Genomic DNA, 24079 nt, shown 5'->3' with positions numbered 1-24079 from the left:
AAAGTTATGAGCGAATTAAGAAATTCCGAAGCAGCAGTTTCTACAATTACATATGATAGAAACGAAATAGATGCGCCTACAAATAATATTTATGAGGCCATTTCTGTCATTTCGAAGCGTGCTAACCAAATTAATGGCGATATTAAGAAGGAGTTGATTGAAAAATTGGAAGAATTTGCAACGTATACAGATAGTCTTGAAGAGATTTTCGAAAATAAAGAGCAAATAGAAGTTTCTAAATTTTACGAAAAATTACCTAAACCACACGCTATTGCTGTAGAAGAGTGGTTGAACGACAAGGTATATTACAGAAACACAGAAAAAGAGTAGGGCATGTCCATACTTAGCGGCAAAAAAATTGTACTTGGTATTACAGGTGGTATTGCCGCTTATAAATCGGCTTTTTTAATACGTTTATTTATTAAAGCTGGAGCAAGCGTTAAAGTGGTAATGACAGAAGCTGCAAAAGACTTCGTTACCCCTTTAACGCTTTCTACATTGTCTAAAAACAAAGTGTATTCTTCTTTTGTAGATGAAGAGGAAGAAAACGAACTTTGGAATAATCATGTAGATTTAGGCTTGTGGGCAGACTTAATGATAATTGCTCCTGCCACAGCCAATACACTTTCTAAAATGGCGTCGGGAGCTTCCGATAATTTTTTATTAGCAACATATTTATCGGCTAAATGTCCAGTTTATTTTGCGCCAGCAATGGATTTGGATATGTACAAACATCCTTCTACAGAAAAATCTTTAGAAACCTTACAGTCTTTCGGAAATACCATGATTCCTGCAGGACATGGGGAGCTTGCTAGCGGATTGGTTGGAGAAGGACGTATGGCAGAACCCGAAGCAATTGTGTCTTTTATTGAAAAAGATATACTGTCGAAACTTCCTCTTAAAGGGAAAAGAGTGCTTATTACAGCAGGGCCGACCTATGAGGCTATCGACCCTGTGCGTTTTATAGGAAATCATTCTAGCGGAAGAATGGGATATGCACTAGCTGAAAAGGCTGCAAGTTTAGGGGCTGAGGTGTTCTTAGTTTCTGGACCTACGCATTTGTCAATTTCGCATTCGCATATAAAATTGGTGCGAGTTACTTCCGCAGAAGAAATGTACAATGCAACGCATCAAGTATTTAATCAAGTAGATGTTGCTATTCTTTCGGCAGCAGTAGCCGACTATAAACCTGCAACAGTAGCTTCAGAAAAAATAAAGAAAAAAACGGCTACCATGCATATCGATTTGGAGCCTACGCAAGATATTTTAGCATCTTTAGGAAGTATTAAAGAAAAGCAGTTTTTGGTAGGGTTTGCGCTCGAAACTAACGACGAATTGGAGAATGCAAAAGGTAAACTTGCGCGTAAAAATTTAGATGCGATTGTTTTAAATTCGTTAAACGATAAAGGTGCAGGTTTTGGAAAAACCACAAATAAAGTTACTTTTATAGATAAGAATATGAATATTATTCCGTTTCCATTAAAATCGAAAACGGAAGTAGCAACCGATATCTTTAACGAAATTTTGAATAGGCTGAATGGTTAAAAAACTATTATTTCTCGTCCTTATATGTGTGGTAAACTTTGCTTTTGCGCAGGAGTTGAATTGTACAGTTATTGTTAACTCCGACCAAATAAATCAAACCAATAAGCAGATATTTAAAACCCTCGAAAAATCGTTAAACGATTATGTAAACCAAACCAAATGGACCGATAGGACACTTTCGTCACAAGAGCGTATTGATTGCAGTATGATGATTACCATTACGCGCTACGAAAACAGTTCGTTTAGTGGTACAATTCAAGTGCAATCTAACCGTCCGGTTTACAATTCTACTTATCAATCACCTGTTTTTAACTACCAAGACAAGCGCTTTTCGTTTAATTATGTTGAGTTTGCGCCTTTGTATTTTAATCCAAATGTTTTCGATTCAAACTTAACTTCAGTAATTACCTATTACGTTTATATTATTTTAGGAATTGATGCAGATACGTTTTCAAAAGAAGGCGGAACACCTTATTTTAAACAAGCGCAAAGCATTGTTAATTTAGCGCAAGGAAGTGGTTATGCAGGTTGGCAACAAACCGACGGAAATAGAACACGTTGGGAATTGGTAGATAATTTATTGTCGAATACCTTTAAAGAATATCGCTTGGCGCTATACAATTATCATCGTTTAGGAATGGATAATTTGGTGGATAATCCAAGTATGGCAAAGCAAACCATTGCTAGTTCGATGAATCTTTTTGAAAAGCTAAACAATGTTCGACCAAATTCATTTGTGTTGCAAGCTTTCTTTGATGCAAAATCCGAAGAAATTGCCAATGTTTTTTCTGATGGCCCTAAAATGAATGTAGCCGATTTAAAAGAAACACTTGGAAATATTGCGCCTTTGTACACCGATACTTGGTCTCGAATTAAATATTAACAATGTTTTATTCCGCTAAAAATACATTTATCTTTGGGGAATAAAATTAGTTAGCATTGTTAGGAACACTTACCATAAAAAATTTCGCACTTATTGACCATCTTCAAGTTTCATTTGAAAATGGATTGACTGCTATTACTGGAGAAACAGGTGCGGGGAAATCGATTTTATTAGGAGCAATTTCTTTAATTTTAGGAAAGAGAGCCGACCTAAGTAGTATTAAAAATAGCGATGAAAAATGCGTTGTTGAAGCTACTTTTGCAATCGAAAACTACCAATTACAAGATTTTTTTAAAGCCAACGACCTCGATTTTGAAAAGCAAACCATCATCCGAAGGGAAATTTTACCAAGCGGAAAATCGCGCGCTTTTATCAACGATACGCCAGTAACTTTAGATGTGCTGTCGAGCTTGGGAGAGCAATTGGTCGATATCCATTCGCAACACCAAACCTTGCAACTTACCGATAATAATTTTCAGTTTCAGGTGATAGATGCTGTGGCGGGAAATGATGCTCTTTTAAAAGATTATGCTGAAAAATTAGCACTTTACCAAACCACTAAAAAAGAGCTGAAGAAGTTAGTTGACTTTCAGCAAGAAGCCGATAAAGAATACGATTACAATTCTTTTTTATTGAAAGAATTAGAGTCGGCTAATTTAAAAGAAGGAATGCTTGAAGAGTTGGAAGCAACTTACGAGCAACTTAACAATGTAGAAGAAATTAGTGAAAATGTTTCGCATGCGCTTCAAGTTTTAGGCGAGGAGCAAATGGGGACTTTAAGCGGATTGAACGAGTTAAAAGCAATCTTCAATAAACTTTCGCATTTTGGTACTTCGTATAAAGAGTTGTCAACCCGAATACAATCGGTTTTGATAGAATTGGACGATGTGTATGTTGAAGTACAGCAATTGGAAGAAGGTTTGGAAGCCGATCCGCAACAGTTGGAAGAAGTAAATGCTAAATTACAATTGATTTACAGTTTGCAGAAAAAGCACAATGTGATGGAAATTTCGTCACTTTTAGAAGTACAAGCTGCTTTAGCCGAAAAAGTTTCTAAAACCGAAAATTTAGAAGCCGAAATAAAAACACTGCAATCGGCATTGCAAAAACAAGAAGAAACTTTAGATGCACTCGCTGTAAAAATTCATCAGCAACGAACAAAATCAATTCCAACTTTAAAATCGCATTTAGAGAGTGTGCTTTCAGAAGTAGGGATGCCAAATGCGAAATTTCAGATAGATGTAATTACAACCGAGAAATATTTTGCCAACGGAAAAGACGAACTTCAGTTTTTATTTTCAGCAAATAAAGGAGGTAGTTTTAACGAACTGAAAAAGGTAGCCTCGGGAGGAGAGTTATCGAGAATTATGCTCGCTATCAAATCGCTTTTAGCGCAATACATGCATTTACCAACCATTATGTTTGACGAAATTGACACAGGAGTTTCAGGAGAAGTTTCAACAAAAATGGGAGTAATTATGCATCAAATGAGTAAAAAGATGCAAGTTTTTACAATTACACATTTACCGCAAGTAGCTTCAAAAGGCGATGTTCAGTATAAAGTTTTTAAAGAAGATATAAACGGCGTAACAAGCTCGCAAATGAAACAACTTACTGAGGAAGAGCGTGTTCAAGAAATCGCTACGATGTTGGGAGGTAAAGATGTTTCTAGCTCGGCATTGGCTCACGCTAAGGAATTATTGTTAAAGAAAGTGTAATTGTAACTTATATAAAAGCATCAAAGCAAAAAAATAGACTCTTTTACAAATAAATTGAATATTTTTGGAGCTTCAAATGTAATTAAGAAATTAACCAAAAGGATATGTCATATAATTTATTAAAAGGAAAGAAAGGAATTATTTTCGGGGCGTTAGATGAAAACTCAATAGCGTGGAAAACTGCAGTAAAAGCACACGAAGAAGGAGCTACATTTGTATTGACAAACGCACCAATTGCAATGCGTATGGGGCAAATTAAAGCCTTGGCAGAGCAAACAGGTTCTGAAATTATTCCTGCGGATGCTACCAACCAAGAAGATTTAGAAAACTTGGTAGAAAAAGCTATGGAAATCTTAGGAGGTAAAATCGATTTCGTATTACACTCAATCGGGATGTCTATCAACGTTAGAAAAGGAAGACATTATACCGACCAAAAATATGATTTCACAGAAAAAGGATGGGATGTTTCTGCATTGTCTTTCCATAAAGTTTGTCAAACATTGTATCAAAAAGATGCAATGAATGAGTGGGGAAGTATTGTTGCGCTAACCTATATGGCTGCACAAAGAGTATTTCCAGATTATAACGATATGGCCGATAACAAAGCATATTTAGAATCGATTGCTAGAAGTTTTGGTTATTTCTTCGGAAAAGACAAAAATGTACGTGTAAACACAATTTCGCAATCGCCAACACCAACTACTGCTGGACAAGGAGTAAAAGGTTTTGATGGCTTTATTGCATATGCTGATAAAATGTCGCCATTAGGAAATGCAACTGCACAAGACTGTGCCGACTATACCATTAGTTTATTTTCAGACCTTACCAAAAAGGTTACGATGCAAAACTTATTCCACGATGGAGGATTCTCTAACACTGGAGTAAGTAACGAAGTGATGGAGAAATTCATGCAAGAAGATTAATAAGTTTCTATAATATAAAAAGCTGTTTGAAAGGTAGATGTAATAGTATAAGTCGCTTTTCAAACAGCTTTCTTGTTTTAAAAAGTATGCTATAAATGGCGCTTAATTTTTCATTTATAATTCCAGTTTACAATAGGCCAGAGGAAGTAAACGAACTTCTTGAAAGTATGGCGATGCTAGATGGTGATATTCCATTTGAAGTCGTTATTGTTGAAGATGGTTCGACAATTTCTTCGGAAGAAATAGTGCAACAGTATCAAGATAAACTGCAAATTTCGTATTACTTTAAACCGAATTCTGGACCAGGAGATTCTCGTAACTACGGAATGCAAAAAGCCAAAGGGAATTATTTTATTATCCTCGACTCCGATTGTATTTTACCACCTTCATATTTAGAAGCAGCCAAAAGTGCTTTGGATGCTAATTTTGTAGATTGCTACGGAGGTCCAGATGCGGCGCACAGTTCTTTTTCAGATATTCAAAAAGCAATTAATTATAGCATGACCTCTTTTTTAACCACTGGAGGAATTCGCGGTGGGAAGAAAGCAGTTAATAAGTTTCAACCGCGTAGTTTTAATATGGGGTTATCGCAAAAGGCGTTTGAAACCACAGGAGGTTTTGGGAAAATTCATCCAGGAGAAGACCCCGATTTAACCATTAGGTTATGGAAAGCTGGTTTTGAAACCGTTTTGATTCCACTGGCATTTGTGTATCATAAACGTAGAATTTCGTGGGAGAAATTTTATCAGCAGGTACAAAAGTTTGGACTTACGCGTCCTATTTTAAACCAATGGCACCCAGAGACTAAAAAAATAACCTATTGGTTTCCTACATTTTTTATTTTAGGATTTGCAATTTCAATCTTACTTTGGTTTGCAGGAGAAGCACGATTGTTGTGGCTTTACGCTATGTACTTTACCATTATATTTTTAGATGCGCTTGTAAAAAATAAAAGTGTAAAAATTGCGTTTTTAGCTGTTTATGCAGTATTAACTCAGTTTTTTGGTTACGGATTGGCCTTTGTAAAATCTACTTTTTTACTTACCTTTTCAAAGAAAAAGCCGGAACAAATTTTTCCGAAGTTATTTTTTAAATAGATGGAGAAGAATATTTTTCAGTATATAAAAAATGTGTTGAGTAAGCCAAAAGCATCTATTTTTTTGATGTTTTTAGTGATTTCTTTTTTTCTTTGGTTTCTTATATCGCTATCCGATACCTATACATCGCACGTTACTTTTAAAGTAAAATATATCGGGATACCGGAGGATAAATTAATTCTTGGAAACCCAAAAGAGTCGATTACAACTAATATTGAAACTTCAGGATTTAAAATTTTGAATTACAGAATATTTAAGCGTGACCTCTTTTTAGATTTAGCCGATTTTAAACAGCAAAACAATGCTTATTATTTACTTCCAGATGATGTGGAAGACTTAATTGGAATGCAGTATAAATCAATTTTAGTGCGCCGAGTTGAAGCCGATTCGGTAGTGTTGAAGTTGGGAGTGAATCAGAAGAAATACGTAAAAGTAGACCCAGAGATTCATTTATCCTACGCAGAAGATTATCAGTTAAAAGACTCTTTAATTGTAGCGCCAGATAGTATTTGGGTACGTGGTCCAGAAGATATTGTTGCGAGTATTTCAGAGATTTCGACCAATAGTGTGGAGTATGCAAATATTCAAAACGATTTTGATTATACTGTAGCACTTTCCATTCCAGACTCGATAGCTAGCGAACTCACTTTTCAAACCGAGGAGGTTTCTGTTCAAGGAGCTGTAGAGCGCTATTCAGAAAAAATAATTTTAGTGCCTGTTCAGGTAGAAAATCTTCCTGAAAACGTCAGTTTAAAAATCTATCCAGAAAAGGTGAAATTACTTTGTAAAGCACCAATATCGGAGTTGAAAAGAATCAACGAAGGCGCTTTTAAAGTAGTATGCGATTACAATGACATTTCAGAAGAAACCACTTTATTAATTCCGGAGTTGGTAGAATATCCTAAGTTTATTTCTTCAGTAAAAATATTAGATAGAAAAGTTGAGTTTCTAATTAAAAAACAATAACAATGGTTGTAGGTTTAACAGGCGGTATTGGCAGTGGAAAATCTACCGTTGCGCAAATGTTTAAAGAACTAGGAGTTCCAGTTTTTATAGCAGATACCGAAGCAAAACAGCTTATGGAAACTAGCGATAATATTCGAAAGGATATTGTAAAAATTTTCGGAGCGTCGGCCTATCAAGATAAACTTCCAAATAGGAAATATCTTGCAAATATTGTTTTTGAAGATCCAAACAAACTACAACAATTAAATGCAATTATTCATCCTGCCGTTGGGCAGTACTTCGAGCAATGGTTGCAAAAACAAAGTTCCCCATATGTAATAAAAGAAGTCGCTATTTTATTTGAAAACGGTGGCGACAAAAATTGCGATTTAGTAATTACAGTTACCGCTCCAAAAGAAATTAGAATACAAAGAGTGTTGAGCAGAGATAAAACTACTCGAGAAGCAGTAGAAGCACGTATGAACAACCAATGGAGCGACGAAGCAAAAGTTGAAAAGTCGGATTATGTTATTGAAAATATCAATCTGGATGAAACTCGTAAAATCGTTGCGGAGTTGCATAAAACGTTACTTAAAAAATAGATTTGCCTAAAATATTTTAACATTTTTGTTAACGTTAGGTTAAATGCTTAACATACCTTATCACAAAGCCTTAATTTTGACAAAATGAGTAGACGCTTATTTATACTTCTGGTAATTTTGATGAGTTTATCCCTAATGGGGATTATATTCGTTCAAGGTTATTGGATAAAAACAGCAGTAGACGATAAAGAAGAACAATTTTCTAATACCATTTCTCAGGCGTTGCATTCGGTTTCCGATAAGCTTCAAAGAAGAGAAATTAAAGATTACTTTGACGAGTTTGCAAAACTTAGAGATAGTGTTGGCGAGGTTAAAGAATCGAATGTAAGAGAGTTTTTCTTTATTGAGAAAGACAAAAATAGTAATGAAACTTTGATATACTCTCACGGAGTTTTAGAAGAAGATTACGGTTCAACCTCAACGTTCTTTGATAATAATAGTACCGATTCTATTCCTATAAAAAAATATACGAGTAAAAGAACTACTCAAATTTTAAGGGAAGAATTTGGTATTGATGGTAAGATTTATTCGCCAGTAGAGCGAATTGAGAAAATTGGAGGATTCTCTGCTATGGATAAAGCTATTTTTGAAGATAGTTTTATGGAGACAGCAAAAAGAGTTCCTATTCACAAAAGAGTTTCTAAACAAGAAATAGAATTGTTATTGCAACAAGCCTTTACAAGTAGAAATATCGATTTAAATTTTGACTACGGAATTTACAGTAAAGGGTTGGCAACAAAAGTACGCTCGAGTAATAAAATTCAATTAGCAGAATCGCGCTATAAAACACCGTTATTTATTGATAGTGATGGAGATAGCAACTACGATTTATTGGTAAGTTTTCCTGAAAAGAAGAAATTTTTAATATCTTCAATCATAGAAATGGCCATTTTGTCTATCGTTTTTACATTAATTATTCTGATAGCCTATTCGAGTGCCTTGTATCAATTAATAAAGCAAAAGCAGATTTCTGAAATTAAGACCGACTTTATTAATAACATGACGCATGAGTTTAAAACGCCAATTGCAACCATTAATTTGGCATTAGATTCTTTGAAAAACCCTAAGGCTTTTGAAGATTCCGATAGAGTTAAGCGTTATTTACAAATGATTCGTGATGAAAACAAACGAATGCATGCGCAAGTAGAAAACGTATTAAGAATATCCAAATTAGAAAAAAACCAATTGGATATTGTTAAGGATAAAGTAGATGTACACGAGCTTATAGAAGAAGCTATTGCACATGTAGAATTAATGGTTGAAAATAGAGGCGGACATATAAAAACACATTTGGATGCACCGCGAAGTGAAATTCTTGGAAACGACTTTCATCTTACCAACATATTAGTAAACATATTAGATAATGCAAATAAATACTCCCCAAACGCTCCAGAAATAGAAGTTTATACTGAAGTTGTTAAAAACAGCATCGTTATTAAAGTTCAAGATAACGGGGCAGGTATGAGTAAAGCAGTATTAAAAAGAATATTTGAAAAATTTTATAGGGAATCTACAGGAAATATACACAATATAAAAGGGCATGGTTTAGGGCTCGCCTATGTTAAAAGTATTGTAGAAGACCATCAAGGCGAAGTATACGCCGAAAGTGAAAAAGATAAAGGAAGTACCTTTTTTGTAAAGTTACCTTTAATATAAAAAGCATGGAAACAGTAAATAAAAAGATTTTATTAGTAGAAGATGATCCAAACTTTGGTATTGTACTAAAGGATTATTTGTCGATGAATGACTTTGATGTAACCCTAGCCAAAAATGGAATGGAAGGGTATGAGAAGTTTAGAAAAGATTCATTCGATTTATGTATTCTTGATGTGATGATGCCTTACAAAGATGGATTTACATTAGCTAAAGAAATACGAGAAAAAGACGAAAATATTCCAATTATCTTCTTGACAGCAAAAACAATGAAAGAAGATGTGTTGAAAGGGTATAAAGTAGGGGCAGACGATTATTTAAACAAACCATTCGATTCTGAAGTGTTATTGTTTAAAATAAAAGCGATCATCCAACGTAAATCAACAGAGTCATTAGCAGATAGTAAACAATTTGAATTCGAAATCGGAAACTTCCATTTAAATTCAAAGCTTAGATTCTTAACATATAAAGATGAAGAACCTATAAAACTATCTCCAAAAGAAAACGAATTATTACGTTTGTTAGCATTACATGAAAACGATTTAATGCCGAGAGAATTAGCGTTAACTAAAATTTGGAGAGACGATAACTATTTTACTTCAAGAAGTATGGACGTTTACATTGCTAAGCTCCGTAAATATTTGAAAAAAGATGAAGATGTTGAAATTTTAAATATCCATGGAGAAGGTTTCCGTTTGGTAGTTAAAAGCGAAGCAGACAGCTAAAATATTATTTATATCGATTTTAAAAAGCGTCGACTGTATAACAGTCGACGCTTTTTTTATTGCAAGATTTATATTATTTGTAGAAATTGGCACAACGACTAAAATTTAAGAATAACTTATGTTTTATTTAACAATAGAAGTCTGTATTGTTAAAATAATATGTATTTTTAAGTGTTAGCAACCTAATTTAACTTAAAATTTAATTATGAAAAGACTCTTATTTACAATGTCTTTGTTGTTGTGTTGTAGTTTGGCATTCTCTCAAACCATTACAGGAACAGTAACAGACGAGCAAGGAACTCCGCTTCCTGGAGTTAGTGTAGTAGTAAGCCAATCTTCAAATGGTACCTCAACCGATTTTGATGGAAAGTACCAAATTAATGCAAACAGTGGAGATGTAATTGTGTTTACTTATGTAGGTATGAAAACTGTAAAAAAGACAGTTGGTACCAATCAAACAATTAATGTTACACTTTTAGAAGACGCCCAAAGTTTGGATGAAGTGGTGGTAACGGCATTTGGTATTAAAAAGGATGAACGTTCTTTAGGTTACTCCGTAACACAATTAGATGCAAAAGATGTAGAAATTGTTGGAGAGCAAAACCCTTTAAGTTCGTTACAAGGTAGAGTTTCTGGTGTTCAAGTAAGTAAAACATCTGGATCCTCTGGAGGTGGAGTCGATATTTTAATTAGAGGTATTACTTCTATTGATCCATCTAGAAATAATCAACCGCTTATTATTGTTGACGGAATTGCATATAATAATGATACCTTTTCAGGAAATGTATTACCAAGTGCAGGGTCAAACTCTCCAGATAGTGCTGAACAGTTTTCATTTTCTAACAGAGCAGGAGACATCAATCCAGAAGATATTGAAAGCTTTAGTGTTTTAAAAGGAGCTGCAGCAACTGCTTTGTATGGGGTAAGAGCTTCTAATGGAGCAATTATCATCACAACTAAAAAAGGGAAGCAAGGAAAAGCACAAGTAAATATTTCTGCATCTACAAGTTTTAGAGAAGTTGAGAAAACTCCAGATGTACAAACTACGTATCGTGAAGGTTTTGGTGGATTGCCAAGAACTATCTACGCTCCAGACAGCGATACTGGGTTTGATAGAGTACAAAATTCAACATCGTTTTATTCATGGGGACCCAGATATTCAGATGATTCTGCTACATTAAGTGATGGAACTGTTGTTGATTTAACTGGAGATAAATATTACAGTCCGTACGACTTATTCCGTACAGGGGTAAATAAAGATATCAACTTCAATATTAGTGGAGCAGACGATAAGTTTAATTATTACTTTTCATTAGGAAGGAATGAAGATGAAGGAATTCTTCCAAATACAAATTACGATAAAACTACTTTCAGATTAAAAGGAGGTTATCAAATTACCGATAATTTTAATATGAATGCTTCTGTGGCTTACACCAAGTCTGGAGGAGCAAGAGCAACATCTGGAGACAAGTCTGTGATGAGTTCTTTGTATTATTATTCAGGTACTTTTCCTATAAACGATTACATAAATCCAGATGGATCGGAAAGAGATTATTCTTTTGGAATTATTGATAATCCAAGATACCTTATGGAAAACAGTTCTTTAGTAGACGATGTAAATCGTTGGGTAGGAAATACAATTTTTAATTGGACGCCTAAAGAATGGTTAACCATTAATTATTCTGCTCAAATTGATAATTACTCAGATCAACGTAACAGATTCGTTCCGCCAGATGTTGATGCAGGAGCTGCTGTTGGAGGATTTATCGTAAACCAAAACATTAATTTTACAGCTATAGAGTCTAACTTTTTAGCAACAGCCACTAAAGAGTGGAGCGAAAAATTTGTTACCGAATTGACGGTAGGAAATCAAGTTACAGATACAAAAAGAATTTATACAGATGTAAGAGGGGAAACGCTAAATATTGACGGACTTAACGACCTAACAAACACCCTTAATACATTTGCAACAAAAACAATTACTCAGCTACGTAATGTGGGTATTTTTGGAGAATTAAAAGCAACCTATAACAATAGTTTGTTTTTAACAATTACCGGAAGAAACGATTGGGTATCTACGTTACCAAGTGGCAACAGATCATTTTTCTACCCATCTGTTAGTTTAGCGTATGACTTAGCTTCGTTGTTGGACAACAAAGAAGTGTTTAGCTTCGGGAAATTAAGAGCTTCTTGGGCTGAAGTTGGTAAAGCACCATTGTTTGGACAAATTGGCGATTATTTTGTTAGCGATACTGATTTTCCATTTGGAGGTCAAGGAGGTTACACTACAGATATTACCAAAGGAGACCCTAACATTGTACCAGAAAGAACACAATCATACGAGATTGGAGCCGATTTAAGATTTTTTAATAACAGACTTCGTTTTGATTATGCTTATTATAAATCGAGAGTAAAAGATCAAATTTTTGCAGTAAGTACAGCAAATTCATCCGGAATGTCTAGCTATGTTAGAAATGCTGGAGATTTTGAAACTTTCGGACATGAGTTAATGATTAGCGGAGATATCATCAAAAACGAATCTTTTACATGGGAAGTAATTTTAAACTGGAATACCAACGAAGGTAAAGTACTAGAAATTCCAGACGATGTAGAGAGTGTTATTTTTGCTGATTCTGGTTTCCCAGGGGTTACTTCAGAAATTAGAGAAGGAGACAAAATGGGGAATCTCTACGGGTATAAATGGACATATGTTGACGGAGAGCGTTTAATTGATGAAAGTGGTTTTCCTATAATTGATACTTCAGAAAAAGTAGTTGTAGGAAATGCTTTTCCAGATTTTACAGCTTCTATCGGAAATAATTTAAGTTATAAAAATTTCAGTTTTAATTTCTTAATCGATTGGAAAAATGGAGGAGATTTATACGATGCTGGTCTGAGAAACTCTATTAGAAATGGAGTTCCACAAAGTACTGAGTTTAGATATGAAAACACTGTCCTTTCTGGGGTTCTAGCAGATGGTACTCCAAACACTCAAGAAGTTTATATAGACGAGAATTACTACAGAAATTCTAATGTGTACAACAGAGCTGCCGAGGTAATTGTACAAGATGCTTCTTGGGTTAAACTTAGAAATGTAGGATTGACTTATAACTTCGGAAGAAAGGTGTTAGAAACTTTAAAGATGAACCGTTTATCGATTTCTGCAAGTGCTCAAAACATTTTAATTTGGACACCATTTGATGGTTACGATCCAGAAGGAAATCAATACAGTGCAGGGAGTAATGTTTATGGATTTACAGGGTTAAACATTCCTTTATCTCAAAGTTATTCTCTTGGATTAAATATCGGATTTTAAAAAAAGAAATTATGAAAAATATTAAATATAAAGTATCAATTTTATTAGTGTCATTTGCACTGTTTACTTCTTGTGGAGACGATTACTTTGATGTAAACACACCCTCCGGAACCGCAACAGATGAGCAAATCACGATGGGAGATTTATTAGGGCCTGTAATTCATAGTACCATGGAAGGGCAGTACTCTGCAGAACTCGTATTCGGGAATTACACACAATATTTTGTAAGTCAAGGTGGAGTAGCTGCTGGAAGAACAGAAGCTAGTGGTTTGTGGTCTCAAATTTACCTACGTGTATTACCAAACTTGAGTGTAGTAAAAGAGAAAGCTGAAGCGTCAAATTCAATTCACTACAAAGCAGTAGCCGAAATTTTAGAGGCTATCAATATGGGAATTGCAACAGATACATGGGATAATGTACCATATTCTGAAGCTGCATTAGAGGTAGAGAATGTAACTCCTATTTTTGATAGTCAAGAAGCTGTTTATACTGATATTTTTAACTTGTTGGATGATGCTATTAGTCTTTTAAAACAAACGGATAATTCAGATTTCCAATTCGGAAAAGGAGATTTAATTTACGGTGGAGATACCGACAAATGGTTGCGTTTGGCATATACCATCAAAGCAAGATACCAATTACATTTGGTTAATAAAGGCGTGGTTACTGCAAACGAAGTTTTAACTTCAATCAATAACGGATTTACTTCAAATGATGATAATTTTCAGATGTTTTATTCTGATAAAAACATCAATCCTTGGTATTCAGTAGAGGTTGTAGCCAAGAGTACAGGTAACTTTCATCACGACATTTGTGAGCAACTCGTAAGCTCCATGAATGGCGATTACTATCCATTTACAAGTGGTACGGTAGAGATCGATCCTCGTTTACCAGTTTTTGCTGATAATGGTGGCGAAGAAGAGTGGAAAGGTTATGTAAGTGGTGGCGAAGGAAATGCTCCAGACGGAACTTCTGCCAATACTGGTTTTGCTGAAAATACTTTTTTCACATCTATCGATTCTCCGTTAGTATTAATCACCTATGCGGAAGCAATGTTTATAAAAGCTGAAGCATCATTTTTGGCTAACGGCGGTACGACTACAAGTTCAGGAACAACTGCTGAAGGGTACAATGCATATTTAGATGGAATAAAAGCGAGTATGGAGCAGTACGATGTGGACGGTACAGATTATTTAAATGATGCGTCTGTAGCGGTAACAGAATCAGCTTTACAGTTGAAACACATTATGAAAGAAAAATACATTCATAACTTTTTAAATCCAGAGACTTTTGTTGATTTTAGACGTTATGATTTTTCTGCTGATGTTTTTGAAGGTCTAGAATTAAGAGTTGAAAACGGAGAGACAGATACTGAGTTTTCTGGACAGTGGTTTAGAAGAGCCGATTATCCAGCTTCAGAAAGAAATAGAAATCCTGCAAATGTTCAAGAGAATGAAAAAGAACCAACAGATGCAGTTTGGTGGGATGAATAAATCACACTAATATTTAAAATTTATAAAGCCACTCTTAATCGGGTGGTTTTATTTTTGGTAGCTATTTATAGCACTCAATAAACAATCCAAATCTTCATTGGTGTGATGTGCACTAATTACAATCCTGCTCATTAATGGAGAATTTTTATCTGGGTAATTAAAGCTAGTTACAATAATATTATTTTCTAATAAAAACTGAGTTAAGGTTTCATCCATAAAAGTGTAAGTGGGGTGAGCACCTGCTTTTAAAAATAAGGACGAACTTTTTAGCTTGCTACTAAAGTATTGGTCGTTTTTAAAAAGTTTAGTTCGTTGTAAATTATAAATGTGCTCTGCGTCGCGCACTGTAACTATGGATGCAGGACTAGCGGGAGAAGCACCTCCAAAAAATGATGTGTTTTTTAATAACTCAATTCTTTTTGAAGTTCCAAAAATAGCTCCTGCTTGCATACCGAAACCTTTTCCAAGCGACCCACAAACAATGAGCTCTTTTGGGTTTAATACTTTTAATAAACTATAAACACCTGTTCCTTGGTTTCCTAATACACCGAGTCCGTGAGAATCGTCTACTACTAATATTGTTTCCGATAAATCTATACTTTTTAAATCATTGAAATCGGGATAGTTTATTCCAAAAAAATCAATTGAATCTAGTAAAATAACGGGGGTTGTATTGTTATTTTGTTTCTTTAATTCTTCAATTAAGGCATCATAAGTTTGGCATGACTGTTGCTTAATTTGGAGTAGGGAAGTATGGGTTTGTGGTGCGTGATAGCAAGTATAATCTTCCGAAGAAAAATAACGACTTACAAGCTGTGATGCCAAATATCCAGAGGATAGTGTTACACAACTTTCGCTTCCTACGAGTTTTGAAAGGTAATGTTCTACCTCTTCATAAATCGAAAATTGAACATTCGACTTTCTGGATGCCCCGTAATTGGTTCCGTATTTTTTTATGTTGTTGAAATAAATTTCTTGAAATTCTGGTAAAGTTTGCAAACCTAAATAAGCAGTACCGCCAAAATAAAGCGCAGTGCCATTTTCGGTTTGAATAATTCTTCCAGGAAATTCATCTACAAAATGTGCCATCTTAAAGTAATGTTACTCCAGACCCTCCGAGTGTTGGGAAAATTAGTTTTCCGTCGTTTAAAATTTCAATCCCTTTTGCGATATCGTGTTTTAGTAACATGGCGCCATCCATATCGACATAATCTAGTTGCGGTGTTAATTGTGCGATGGCGGAAATTCCTACGCTCGACTCGGTCATACAACCAACCATTACTTTGAGGTTGAGTTCGCGTGCTCTTTTAATCATGCGTAGGGCAGGAGTGAGCCCTCCACATTTGGTAAGTTTGATGTTGATTCCTGTAAAATGCCCAGCACATTTGTCGACATCTTCTTCAACAATACAACTTTCATCAGCAATAATTGGTAACACGCAGGTATCGATAATTTGTTTGTATCCTACTAGATTGTCTGCAGGAAGCGGTTGCTCTAAAAATTCAACACCGAGTTCTTTAAGTTGTGGTGCTAACTCAAGTGTTTGCTCTGGTGTCCAAGCATTGTTGGCGTCAATTCTAAATACAGCATCGGTATGTACTCGAAGTTGTTTTACAATTTCGAGGTCGTTTTTAGTACCCAGTTTTATTTTATAAAGTGGCCAAGGTTTTTCCACCATTTTCTCCACCATTTTCTCAACAGTATCAATCCCGATAGTGTAATTGGTAATTGGGTATTTGCTATTGTTGGTATTCCAAATTTGATAAAGCGGTTTGTCTAAAAGTTTTCCGTATAAATCGTGACATGCCAAATCGAGAGCGCAAATGGCAAAATTGCTTAAATTCTTTTCAGTTAAAAAGGTGTGAAATGCTTCAGGAGTGGTGAGTTCAAAATTTTTAATTTCAGTTTCTATAGCACGAATTTCTTCCATCATGGAGGTTACTGTAATTTTGTAATATGGATTGGCCGTAGCCTCTCCGTAGCCTGTTTTTCCGTTAAGCGAAAGTCCAACAATTAGACTATCTTGAAAGTCGTGCGATTCGCGAGAAATACTAAAGGTGTGTTGTAATTCTAGCACATATTTTTTTAATGAAATCTCCATGAAATTATTTTTAGCTAAGATAATAAATGCAAGAAGAACAACAGTGAGATGGCGTTTAAAAATGATGTAAAATGAAAACTATCCGAGAAGTATTTTAAAACGTCATTTTGAATGAGATTCGGTTTGACGAAAATGTACTTTTCGGATAGTTTCTTTAACTACTTTAACGAACAAATAGTTGGATAGCTAGTTCTCTACGACTTCTGGAGTTCCTTTGTATGAAACACCTCCGCCAGAACTTTTATGGTAATTTATAGTTTTTACAGCTCCTATTTTAATGTTGGCTCCGCTACTAGCATCGGCACTAACAGTTTCAACATTTAAGCGCTCTGCTTTTATATCGCTACCGCTACTAGCATCGGCATTTAGACTCGTGCTCACACCAAAAACTTCTATATCGGCTCCGCTACTAGCATCCGCAGAAATAGCTGTTGCTTGAACTTCAACAACAAGGTCGCTTCCGCTACTGGCATCTAAATCTAGATTGTCGACTTTTAGTGTGCCCATACTTTCCAAATCGGCTCCACTTGTAGTTGCTAAACGCTCTATTTCAGAAAGACTTACGTATACTTTTTTAGAAGCACGGCCAATGTTTTCTTTAGTCGAAATAACGAGCTCTCCGTTGTTAACTTCAGTCTCGATGAGGTCGATAATATTGTCATCGGCTTCAATTTTGATACTTGCAGTTGCACTTTGAGATATGTACACATCGACACCTTCGGTAGCTTTTACACTTTTAAAAGTAGCTGTTACAGCACGTTCTTGAGTGATAATGTTTCCGTTGCCCATAACACCCCCGCCATAAAAATTACAGGAAGTTAAAAAGATAGACAATACAAGGGCTACAATTACTTTAATTAACGTATTCATATTGTTTGTTTTTGATTGATTAGTTTTCTTTTATACTGAAGTTGAATCTGTTAGTTTTTCTTTTTCGGAAGAGTTTCCTTTTGCTGATTTACTTCAGTTTTAGTTTTTTCAATTTCATCTTCGTCCTTATCATTCTCGTCTTCATCTTCACTTTCATCATCTTTGTCTTCTTTGTTTTCCGTAGCAACAGGACAATCCATACAATTTAAAACACCTATTTCGTCCATTTTCCAAGTATGATTTGCCATATCATTGGTATAATAATTCATGTTGTTTTTGATACTGCTACTTATACGATGCTTTGTAGAGTGATGTAGTTTTACAAACATATTTTCTGGAACAAAAACTGTTACATCAACCTCTTGGTCTCTAAATTTATTACTGTAATTGGTTGTTAAATAGTTGTTTAAAATTAAGGTGTTGTTTTCAGTTTTAAAAGTGTATTGAATGTTTTCTGCTCTTTCAAACGCATCTTTATAATTACTTCCTTGCGAATGTTTCTCAATCTCTAAATGAATTTCATTGTTTTGAGATGGCTTTATCGTAAAACGCATGTCTTCAGAATAGATAAGTTTGGTGTCGCCATCCATAGCAATATCAAAGTCACTGTCTCTGTAATACCTATTTTTTAGGTTGTCGGCTTCAACAATTTTAATTTCTAAAGTGTCTGCTGAAGTAATCGGGATAAGCTGACTTTCGGTAGCGGTAGCTTCAAATGAATATTCGGTAGCTGTGCGTACTCCAAGAACTATAAGTCCGATCACCGACAATAACCAAACTCCCATCAATGAAAATTTTGCAAAACTTCCTATAGATTTTAAGTTGGTTACCAAGATTTTTAATCCGAGGTAAAACAAGAAAAAGAACGGAACTCCAATGGCAAAAAAGCCAAGCAAGGAAATAAGCCAAACGGGAGCACTTACGGTTACATCTATAAATTCTCTCCACGGTTGGTGTCCCCAAATATCGATTGTTCCAGCGGTGAAAAGCCCGATAAATAAACCAATTAAAACTGTTGCTGAAAGAATTAAAACGATAATCCCGATAAATTTTGCAACAACTTTAAAGAGGAACATAATGACGCTTAAAATCGAGTCAAAAAAGCTTTTGGAATTTTTTTTTACCGATTGTCCTACTTTTTCGTAATCTACGTTTTTTACTTTTTCGGACACTTCATCAAAACCCTCTTTAATTTTTTTTTCGATGTTGCTAATGTTTACAGGCTCTCCTGTCATAGCAATTTTTTGCGCCGTTGTGGAAGCTTCAGGAACTAAAATCCAAAGTAAAATATAAATCAATATCCCGGTTCCAAAGCTAAGAAGGGCAATTAAAATAAAGAGTAAGCGCGTCCAAAGTGCGTCGATATTTACATAATGACTCAACCCAGCACAAACTCCGCCAATGTACTTATGGTCGGTATCTCTGTAAAGTTGTTTTGTCGATTTGTTGTGCGTTTCTTTTCTCGATTTTGGTTCGTCTTCAAAAATTTCTTCATCAACCAAATAATCTTCAGGTTGCCCCATAATCGTTATAATTTCATCAACCTCTTTGGTTGTAATTACTTGACGGTCGTGTTGTACTCTTTCAGAAAAAAGTTCGGCAATACGAGCCTCGATGTCGGCAATTATTTCCGACTTCCCTTGAGAATCGGTAAAAGAACGTTTGATGGCTTCTAAATAACGTTGTAATTTTAAATAGGCATCTTCGTCGATATGGAAGAAAGTGTTTGCCAGATTTATGTTTATAGTCTTGTTCATTGTTAGCTTTTTATTTGGTTACCAGGTTAACTGCGTTTTTTAATTCATCCCAAGTGGCATTGAGTTCTTTTAAAAAAAGTTTGCCATTTTCGGTAAGGGTGTAATACTTTCTAGGTGGGCCAGAGGTCGACTCTTCCCAGCGGTAACTTAATAGTCCTGCGTTTTTTAATCTTGTAAGTAGCGGGTAAATAGTACCTTCAACTACAAGCATTTTTGCGTCTTTTAAGGTTTCGAGAATTTCAGAAGCGTACTTATCTTCATTTTGAATGATTGATAAAATACAGTATTCCAAAACCCCTTTACGCATCTGCGCCTTTGTGTTTTCTATATTCATGGTTTCATGATACTTTTTGTTAAACGGTTCGTTTTTTGATTGATTGATTATTTGATGAATTTTATACTGAAGGGATATTGATACACCTCGCCATCGTACGCTTTTATAGTTGCTATGATGGTACAAAATATATCAACAACAAATAGTGCAACTCCCAGTACACCTAGCACACCAAAAATTCCAGCGTTCCATCCAAACAAAGAAATATCGCTAAAATTAAAATTAACCTGATGTGCATTGTGCTTTAAAATGTCTAAGCCGATAAACTCCCAAGCCGTAAATAAAACTAACGGAATCATAAGCACACCAATGAAGATGCTGTATAGTAAAATACTTATCTGAAAATTGATTGCTTGCTTCCCGTTTTCGTCAATATAACTCCATTTATCTTTATTTGAAGTCCATATTATAAGTGGAATAATAAAGTTTCCAAACGGAATAAAATACTTGGAAAAGGTTGATAAATGTATCACTGATGATACATTTTTTTGATGTTTACTGATGGAAGTATCCATGTTCGTTTTTTTAATTGATTGATGATGATGTTTATAGAAATTATATAACCTACTAATTTCTAATGCAAATATATATCTAAAAAAAGGTATTATGCAAAACATAGTACCTAAATTTAACAAAAAATTAAGATTATTTTATTTTTTGCTAATTGATTATTAATGGATAAATTACAGCGTTAAAATTTGATAAATGAAGATTACACCAGCACAGTTAAATAAATTCTCTATGTTCAAACTTCCATCGGCTTGGTTGTGTGGCGTACGTGTAAAAGCAATAAACGACAAAAGTTGTACAACAACGGTTACACACCGATGGATAAACCAAAATCCGTTTAATTCAATGTTTTGGGCAGTACAAGGAATGGCAGCCGAATTATCGACAGGGGCCATAGTTATTGGAAAGATTAGAGAAGAAAAAACTAAAATTTCGATGTTGGTAGCTAACAACAAAGCAAATTTTTCAAAAAAAGCAAAAGGCAAAATTACTTTTGAATGTACCGATGGTCATTTAATAGATGAAGCTATAAAAAATACTATTACAACTGGAGAAGGACAAACATTTTGGATGCAATCAGTTGGTAGAGATGAGGTTGGAGATATAGTTTCCACGTTTGATTTTGAATGGACTGTAAAGGTTAAATAATGCACTTTTAGGAACTTGACCTATTTTAAAAAGTATTGAAAATCAAGGAAGCAGTATGGGTGAAAGATAAAAAGTTGTTTGAGTGTAGCGAGTTCTTTTTATCTGTGGAGGAGGATTCCGTAGATTTTCTTATGCTTTTTTAATCAGTCTTGACTTTCCTGCCTTCCGCAGGCAGGTTTGTTTCGTTTTTGTGTCAAGACAACTGCGAAGCACATCAACGAAAACCTATAAAAATGTTTTTTTTGTGAGTTAAAAATGAAATCTAAAATAAAAATTTACGATCAACTCTATATGAATTAATTCTTATGATTATATAATTGAAAGTTAAATAGAATTCTTTGTAACATTTTAGCGTTTATTTCATCTTATAAGTATAAACCAAAACTAAAATTGTTATGACAGCACACGAAATAGATTACAAAATTTACGGGGAAGAAATGCAATATGTCGAGATTGAACTCGACCCACAAGAAGCAGTTGTTGCAGAAGCAGGAAGCTTTATGATGATGGATCGTGGATTGCAAATGGACACCATTTTTGGCGATGGATCTAATCAAGATCGCGGAGTTTTAGGAAAGTTGTTTTCAGCAGGAAAGCGTTTGTTAACAGGGGAAAGCTTGTTTATGACTGCTTTTTTGAATTCCGATTCTAGTAAACGAAAAGTTAGTTTTGCCTCGCCTTATCCTGGGAAAATCATCCCGATCGATTTAACAAAGTACCAAGGAAAATTTATTTGTCAAAAAGATGCCTTTTTATGTGCAGCAAAGGGTGTAGCCGTTGGGATTGAGTTTTCAAGAAAACTTGGTCGAGGTTTCTTTGGTGGTGAAGGGTTTATAATGCAAAAATTGGAAGGCGACGGAATGGCTTTTGTACATGCGGGTGGAACTTTGGCGCGTAAGGAATTAGCTCCTGGAGAAGTGTTGAAAGTAGATACAGGTTGTATTGTTGGTTTCACAAAAGACATCGATTATGATATTGAGTTTATTGGTGGAATAAAGAACACTGTTTTTGGCGGCGAAGGTTTGTTTTTTGCAAGTTTGAGAGGACCAGGTGTAGTGTATATCCAATCGTTGCCATTTAGTAGATTGGCAAGTAGAGTCTATGCTGCAGCACCCGAACAAGGAGGAAAAGATCGAGGTGAGGGGAGTATTTTAGGAGGCTTAGGAGATATTTTAGATGGCGATAACCGGTTTTAAAATTAGCTACTTGAGATTCGTTTAAATATTTTGTACTTTGCGACGACTGCATGGATGATTTCTCTCCGAAAGAAGGAATTGTATAGTTTCATTTTTAAATTTCAATCTCAGAATGGCAGTAATTGAAAAATTAACTTCGCAAGAAGCAATCGCTTTAGAAAACAACTATGGTGCGCATAATTATCATCCACTTCCTGTGGTTTTAAGCAGAGGAGAAGGGGTGTATATGTGGGATGCCGAAGATAAAAAGTATTACGATTTTTTGTCGGCATACTCGGCTGTAAACCAAGGGCATTGTCACCCAAAAATTGTCGATGCAATGGTAGCACAGGCAAAAACACTTACGCTTACATCTCGTGCATTTTATAATGATATGCTAGGAAAGTATGAGCAGTTTGCTACTTCATATTTTGGTTTCGATAAGCTTTTACCGATGAATACAGGTGCAGAAGCTGTTGAAACTGCAATAAAAATTTGTAGAAAATGGGCGTACGAGAAAAAGGGAATCCCAGAGGAAAAGGCACAAATTGCAGTTTGTGAAAACAACTTTCACGGACGAACAACTACCATTATTTCTTTTTCAAATGATGAAGATGCGCGAAAAAACTTTGGGCCTTATACACCAGGATTTTTAAAGATTCCGTACGACGATACTTCAGCATTAGAAAAAGTATTATCAGAAAATAAAAATATTGCCGGATTTTTAGTAGAGCCTATTCAAGGTGAAGCAGGAGTTTATGTTCCTTCCGAAGGCTATTTAACAAAAGCAAAAGCACTTTGTGAGGAGTACGGTGTTTTATTTATTGCTGATGAAATTCAAACAGGAATTGCACGTACCGGAAAATTACTTGCAGTAGATCATGAAAATGTAAAACCAGATATGCTTATTCTAGGAAAAGCAATAAGCGGTGGTGTTTACCCTGTGAGTGCCGTGTTGGCAAACAACGATATCATGGAAGTGATAAAGCCAGGACAACATGGAAGTACTTTTGGCGGAAATCCTGTAGCTGCAGCAGTAGCTATGGCAGCATTAGAGGTAGTTGACGAAGAGTTGCTTGCTGAGAATGCAGAAAAATTAGGACAATTATTTAGAGCTGAACTTCAAAAATATATCGATCAAAGTACTATTGTAAAATTGGTTCGAGGTAAAGGATTGTTAAATGCAATTGTAATTAACGATACCGAAGATAGTTCAACAGCTTGGGATATCTGTATGGCACTTAAAGAAAATGGTTTGTTAGCAAAACCAACGCACGGAAATATTATCCGTTTTGCGCCACCATTAGTAATGACAGAAACGCAATTACTCGAATGTGTTTCAATAATTACTACAACTTTAAAGGCGTTTGAGAAATAAAAGTAATTTATAAGCATAAAAAAATCCCTGTTTAGCGCAGGGATTTTTTAGTTTTATAAAGTGAGAGGGTTATTGTCCAAATAACTCATTTACTTTTTCTTGAATAAGCTCTTGGTCATTGCTTGTAATTACATCCCATCCTAATGCATTTATCATCCATACAAAGAAAATAATTGCAAGAATATTTAATACCAAACCTATTATTGCAATTACTTTACCAGTTTTAATGGTACTATAATTACTGTATAATTCTGGGTTTTCGGCATATTTTTTTTGAGAATTATTAGCTAAAAATAAAGCTACTCCAGAAGTAATAATTCCAGACCCGTAAAAACAACAACATAAAAAGCTTAGAATTCCTAACACTATGATTAGCGTAGCATTTGGTAATTTTTCTTGTTCCATA

22 protein-coding genes are annotated in these 24079 nt (G+C 34.9%); 15 read left to right on the top strand and 7 right to left on the bottom strand.

Going from position 1 to position 24079, the window contains the following annotated elements:
• Nucleotides 1–6: 6 nt before the first annotated feature.
• From JMA43_RS11705 to JMA43_RS11650, 12 genes are all read left to right on the top strand, one after another.
• Complete coding sequence (locus JMA43_RS11705; protein WP_342156804.1) at nucleotides 7–330, top strand: DNA-directed RNA polymerase subunit omega; 324 nt, start codon at nucleotides 7–9, stop codon at nucleotides 328–330.
• 3 nt (nucleotides 331–333) lie between these two features.
• On the top strand, nucleotides 334–1545 hold the full coding sequence (gene coaBC / locus JMA43_RS11700; protein ID WP_342156803.1) for a bifunctional phosphopantothenoylcysteine decarboxylase/phosphopantothenate--cysteine ligase CoaBC: 1212 nt from the start codon (nucleotides 334–336) through the stop codon (nucleotides 1543–1545).
• Complete coding sequence (gene porD / locus JMA43_RS11695; protein WP_342156801.1) at nucleotides 1538–2428, top strand: type IX secretion system protein PorD; 891 nt, start codon at nucleotides 1538–1540, stop codon at nucleotides 2426–2428. Before coaBC ends, porD begins: the two co-directional genes overlap by 8 nt.
• Before the next feature lie 56 nt (nucleotides 2429–2484).
• The gene (recN, locus tag JMA43_RS11690; protein WP_342156800.1) at nucleotides 2485–4146 is read left to right on the top strand and encodes a DNA repair protein RecN; all 1662 of its coding nucleotides are present in this window, start codon (nucleotides 2485–2487) and stop codon (nucleotides 4144–4146) included.
• A gap of 104 nt (nucleotides 4147–4250) precedes the next feature.
• Nucleotides 4251–5069: an enoyl-ACP reductase FabI gene (locus tag JMA43_RS11685; protein ID WP_342156799.1), complete on the top strand. Its 819-nt coding sequence runs from the start codon at nucleotides 4251–4253 to the stop codon at nucleotides 5067–5069.
• A 95-nt stretch (nucleotides 5070–5164) separates the two neighbouring features.
• Nucleotides 5165–6166, top strand: a complete 1002-nt coding sequence (locus JMA43_RS11680; RefSeq protein ID WP_342156797.1) for a glycosyltransferase — start codon at nucleotides 5165–5167, stop codon at nucleotides 6164–6166.
• A complete protein-coding gene (locus JMA43_RS11675; protein ID WP_342156796.1) occupies nucleotides 6167–7132 on the top strand; it encodes a CdaR family protein in 966 nt (321 codons plus the stop codon).
• Between the two features lie 2 nt (nucleotides 7133–7134).
• Nucleotides 7135–7713, top strand: coding sequence for a dephospho-CoA kinase (gene coaE, locus JMA43_RS11670; protein WP_342156795.1), 579 nt, complete (start codon nucleotides 7135–7137; stop codon nucleotides 7711–7713).
• An 84-nt stretch (nucleotides 7714–7797) separates the two neighbouring features.
• Nucleotides 7798–9369, top strand: a complete 1572-nt coding sequence (locus JMA43_RS11665) for a sensor histidine kinase (RefSeq protein WP_342156794.1) — start codon at nucleotides 7798–7800, stop codon at nucleotides 9367–9369.
• Between the two features lie 5 nt (nucleotides 9370–9374).
• Nucleotides 9375–10091: a response regulator transcription factor gene (locus tag JMA43_RS11660; protein WP_342156793.1), complete on the top strand. Its 717-nt coding sequence runs from the start codon at nucleotides 9375–9377 to the stop codon at nucleotides 10089–10091.
• A gap of 205 nt (nucleotides 10092–10296) precedes the next feature.
• Entirely contained in the window at nucleotides 10297–13407 is a 3111-nt protein-coding gene (locus tag JMA43_RS11655; protein ID WP_342156792.1) for a SusC/RagA family TonB-linked outer membrane protein, read from the top strand.
• 11 nt (nucleotides 13408–13418) lie between these two features.
• Nucleotides 13419–14900, top strand: a complete 1482-nt coding sequence (locus JMA43_RS11650; RefSeq protein ID WP_342156791.1) for a SusD/RagB family nutrient-binding outer membrane lipoprotein — start codon at nucleotides 13419–13421, stop codon at nucleotides 14898–14900.
• 48 nt (nucleotides 14901–14948) lie between these two features.
• Here the strand turns inward: JMA43_RS11650 and JMA43_RS11645 are convergent, their stop codons facing one another.
• From JMA43_RS11645 to JMA43_RS11620, 6 genes are all read right to left on the bottom strand, one after another.
• Nucleotides 14949–15989 (bottom strand): aminotransferase class I/II-fold pyridoxal phosphate-dependent enzyme, encoded by a 1041-nt coding sequence (locus tag JMA43_RS11645; RefSeq protein ID WP_342156790.1) that lies wholly within the window; start codon nucleotides 15987–15989, stop codon nucleotides 14949–14951.
• A 1-nt stretch (nucleotide 15990) separates the two neighbouring features.
• Entirely contained in the window at nucleotides 15991–17001 is a 1011-nt protein-coding gene (locus JMA43_RS11640) for a dipeptide epimerase (RefSeq protein ID WP_342156789.1), read from the bottom strand.
• A gap of 186 nt (nucleotides 17002–17187) precedes the next feature.
• Nucleotides 17188–17871, bottom strand: a complete 684-nt coding sequence (locus JMA43_RS11635; protein ID WP_342156788.1) for a head GIN domain-containing protein — start codon at nucleotides 17869–17871, stop codon at nucleotides 17188–17190.
• A gap of 50 nt (nucleotides 17872–17921) precedes the next feature.
• Entirely contained in the window at nucleotides 17922–19628 is a 1707-nt protein-coding gene (locus JMA43_RS11630) for a PspC domain-containing protein (RefSeq protein ID WP_342156786.1), read from the bottom strand.
• 10 nt (nucleotides 19629–19638) lie between these two features.
• A complete protein-coding gene (locus tag JMA43_RS11625; protein WP_342156785.1) occupies nucleotides 19639–19962 on the bottom strand; it encodes a PadR family transcriptional regulator in 324 nt (107 codons plus the stop codon).
• A gap of 47 nt (nucleotides 19963–20009) precedes the next feature.
• Nucleotides 20010–20477 carry a DUF4870 domain-containing protein gene (locus JMA43_RS11620; protein ID WP_342156784.1) on the bottom strand — a complete coding sequence of 156 codons (468 nt, stop codon included), beginning with the start codon at nucleotides 20475–20477 and terminating at the stop codon, nucleotides 20010–20012.
• Between the two features lie 190 nt (nucleotides 20478–20667).
• Between JMA43_RS11620 and JMA43_RS11615 the strand changes: the two genes are divergently transcribed.
• From JMA43_RS11615 to rocD, 3 genes are all read left to right on the top strand, one after another.
• Nucleotides 20668–21120, top strand: a complete 453-nt coding sequence (locus JMA43_RS11615) for a DUF4442 domain-containing protein (protein WP_342156783.1) — start codon at nucleotides 20668–20670, stop codon at nucleotides 21118–21120.
• A gap of 395 nt (nucleotides 21121–21515) precedes the next feature.
• Nucleotides 21516–22316 carry a TIGR00266 family protein gene (locus tag JMA43_RS11610; protein WP_342156782.1) on the top strand — a complete coding sequence of 267 codons (801 nt, stop codon included), beginning with the start codon at nucleotides 21516–21518 and terminating at the stop codon, nucleotides 22314–22316.
• A 112-nt stretch (nucleotides 22317–22428) separates the two neighbouring features.
• Nucleotides 22429–23673 (top strand): ornithine--oxo-acid transaminase, encoded by a 1245-nt coding sequence (gene rocD / locus JMA43_RS11605; RefSeq protein ID WP_342156780.1) that lies wholly within the window; start codon nucleotides 22429–22431, stop codon nucleotides 23671–23673.
• Between the two features lie 69 nt (nucleotides 23674–23742).
• Here the strand turns inward: rocD and JMA43_RS11600 are convergent, their stop codons facing one another.
• Nucleotides 23743–24078, bottom strand: coding sequence for a CCC motif membrane protein (locus JMA43_RS11600; protein WP_342156779.1), 336 nt, complete (start codon nucleotides 24076–24078; stop codon nucleotides 23743–23745).
• Nucleotide 24079: the final 1 nt, after the last annotated feature.

The sequence above is a fragment of the Joostella sp. CR20 genome (assembly GCF_038433465.1).
GTDB lineage: Bacteria > Bacteroidota > Bacteroidia > Flavobacteriales > Flavobacteriaceae > Galbibacter.
This window is presented reverse-complemented; position numbering and strand designations above follow the sequence as displayed.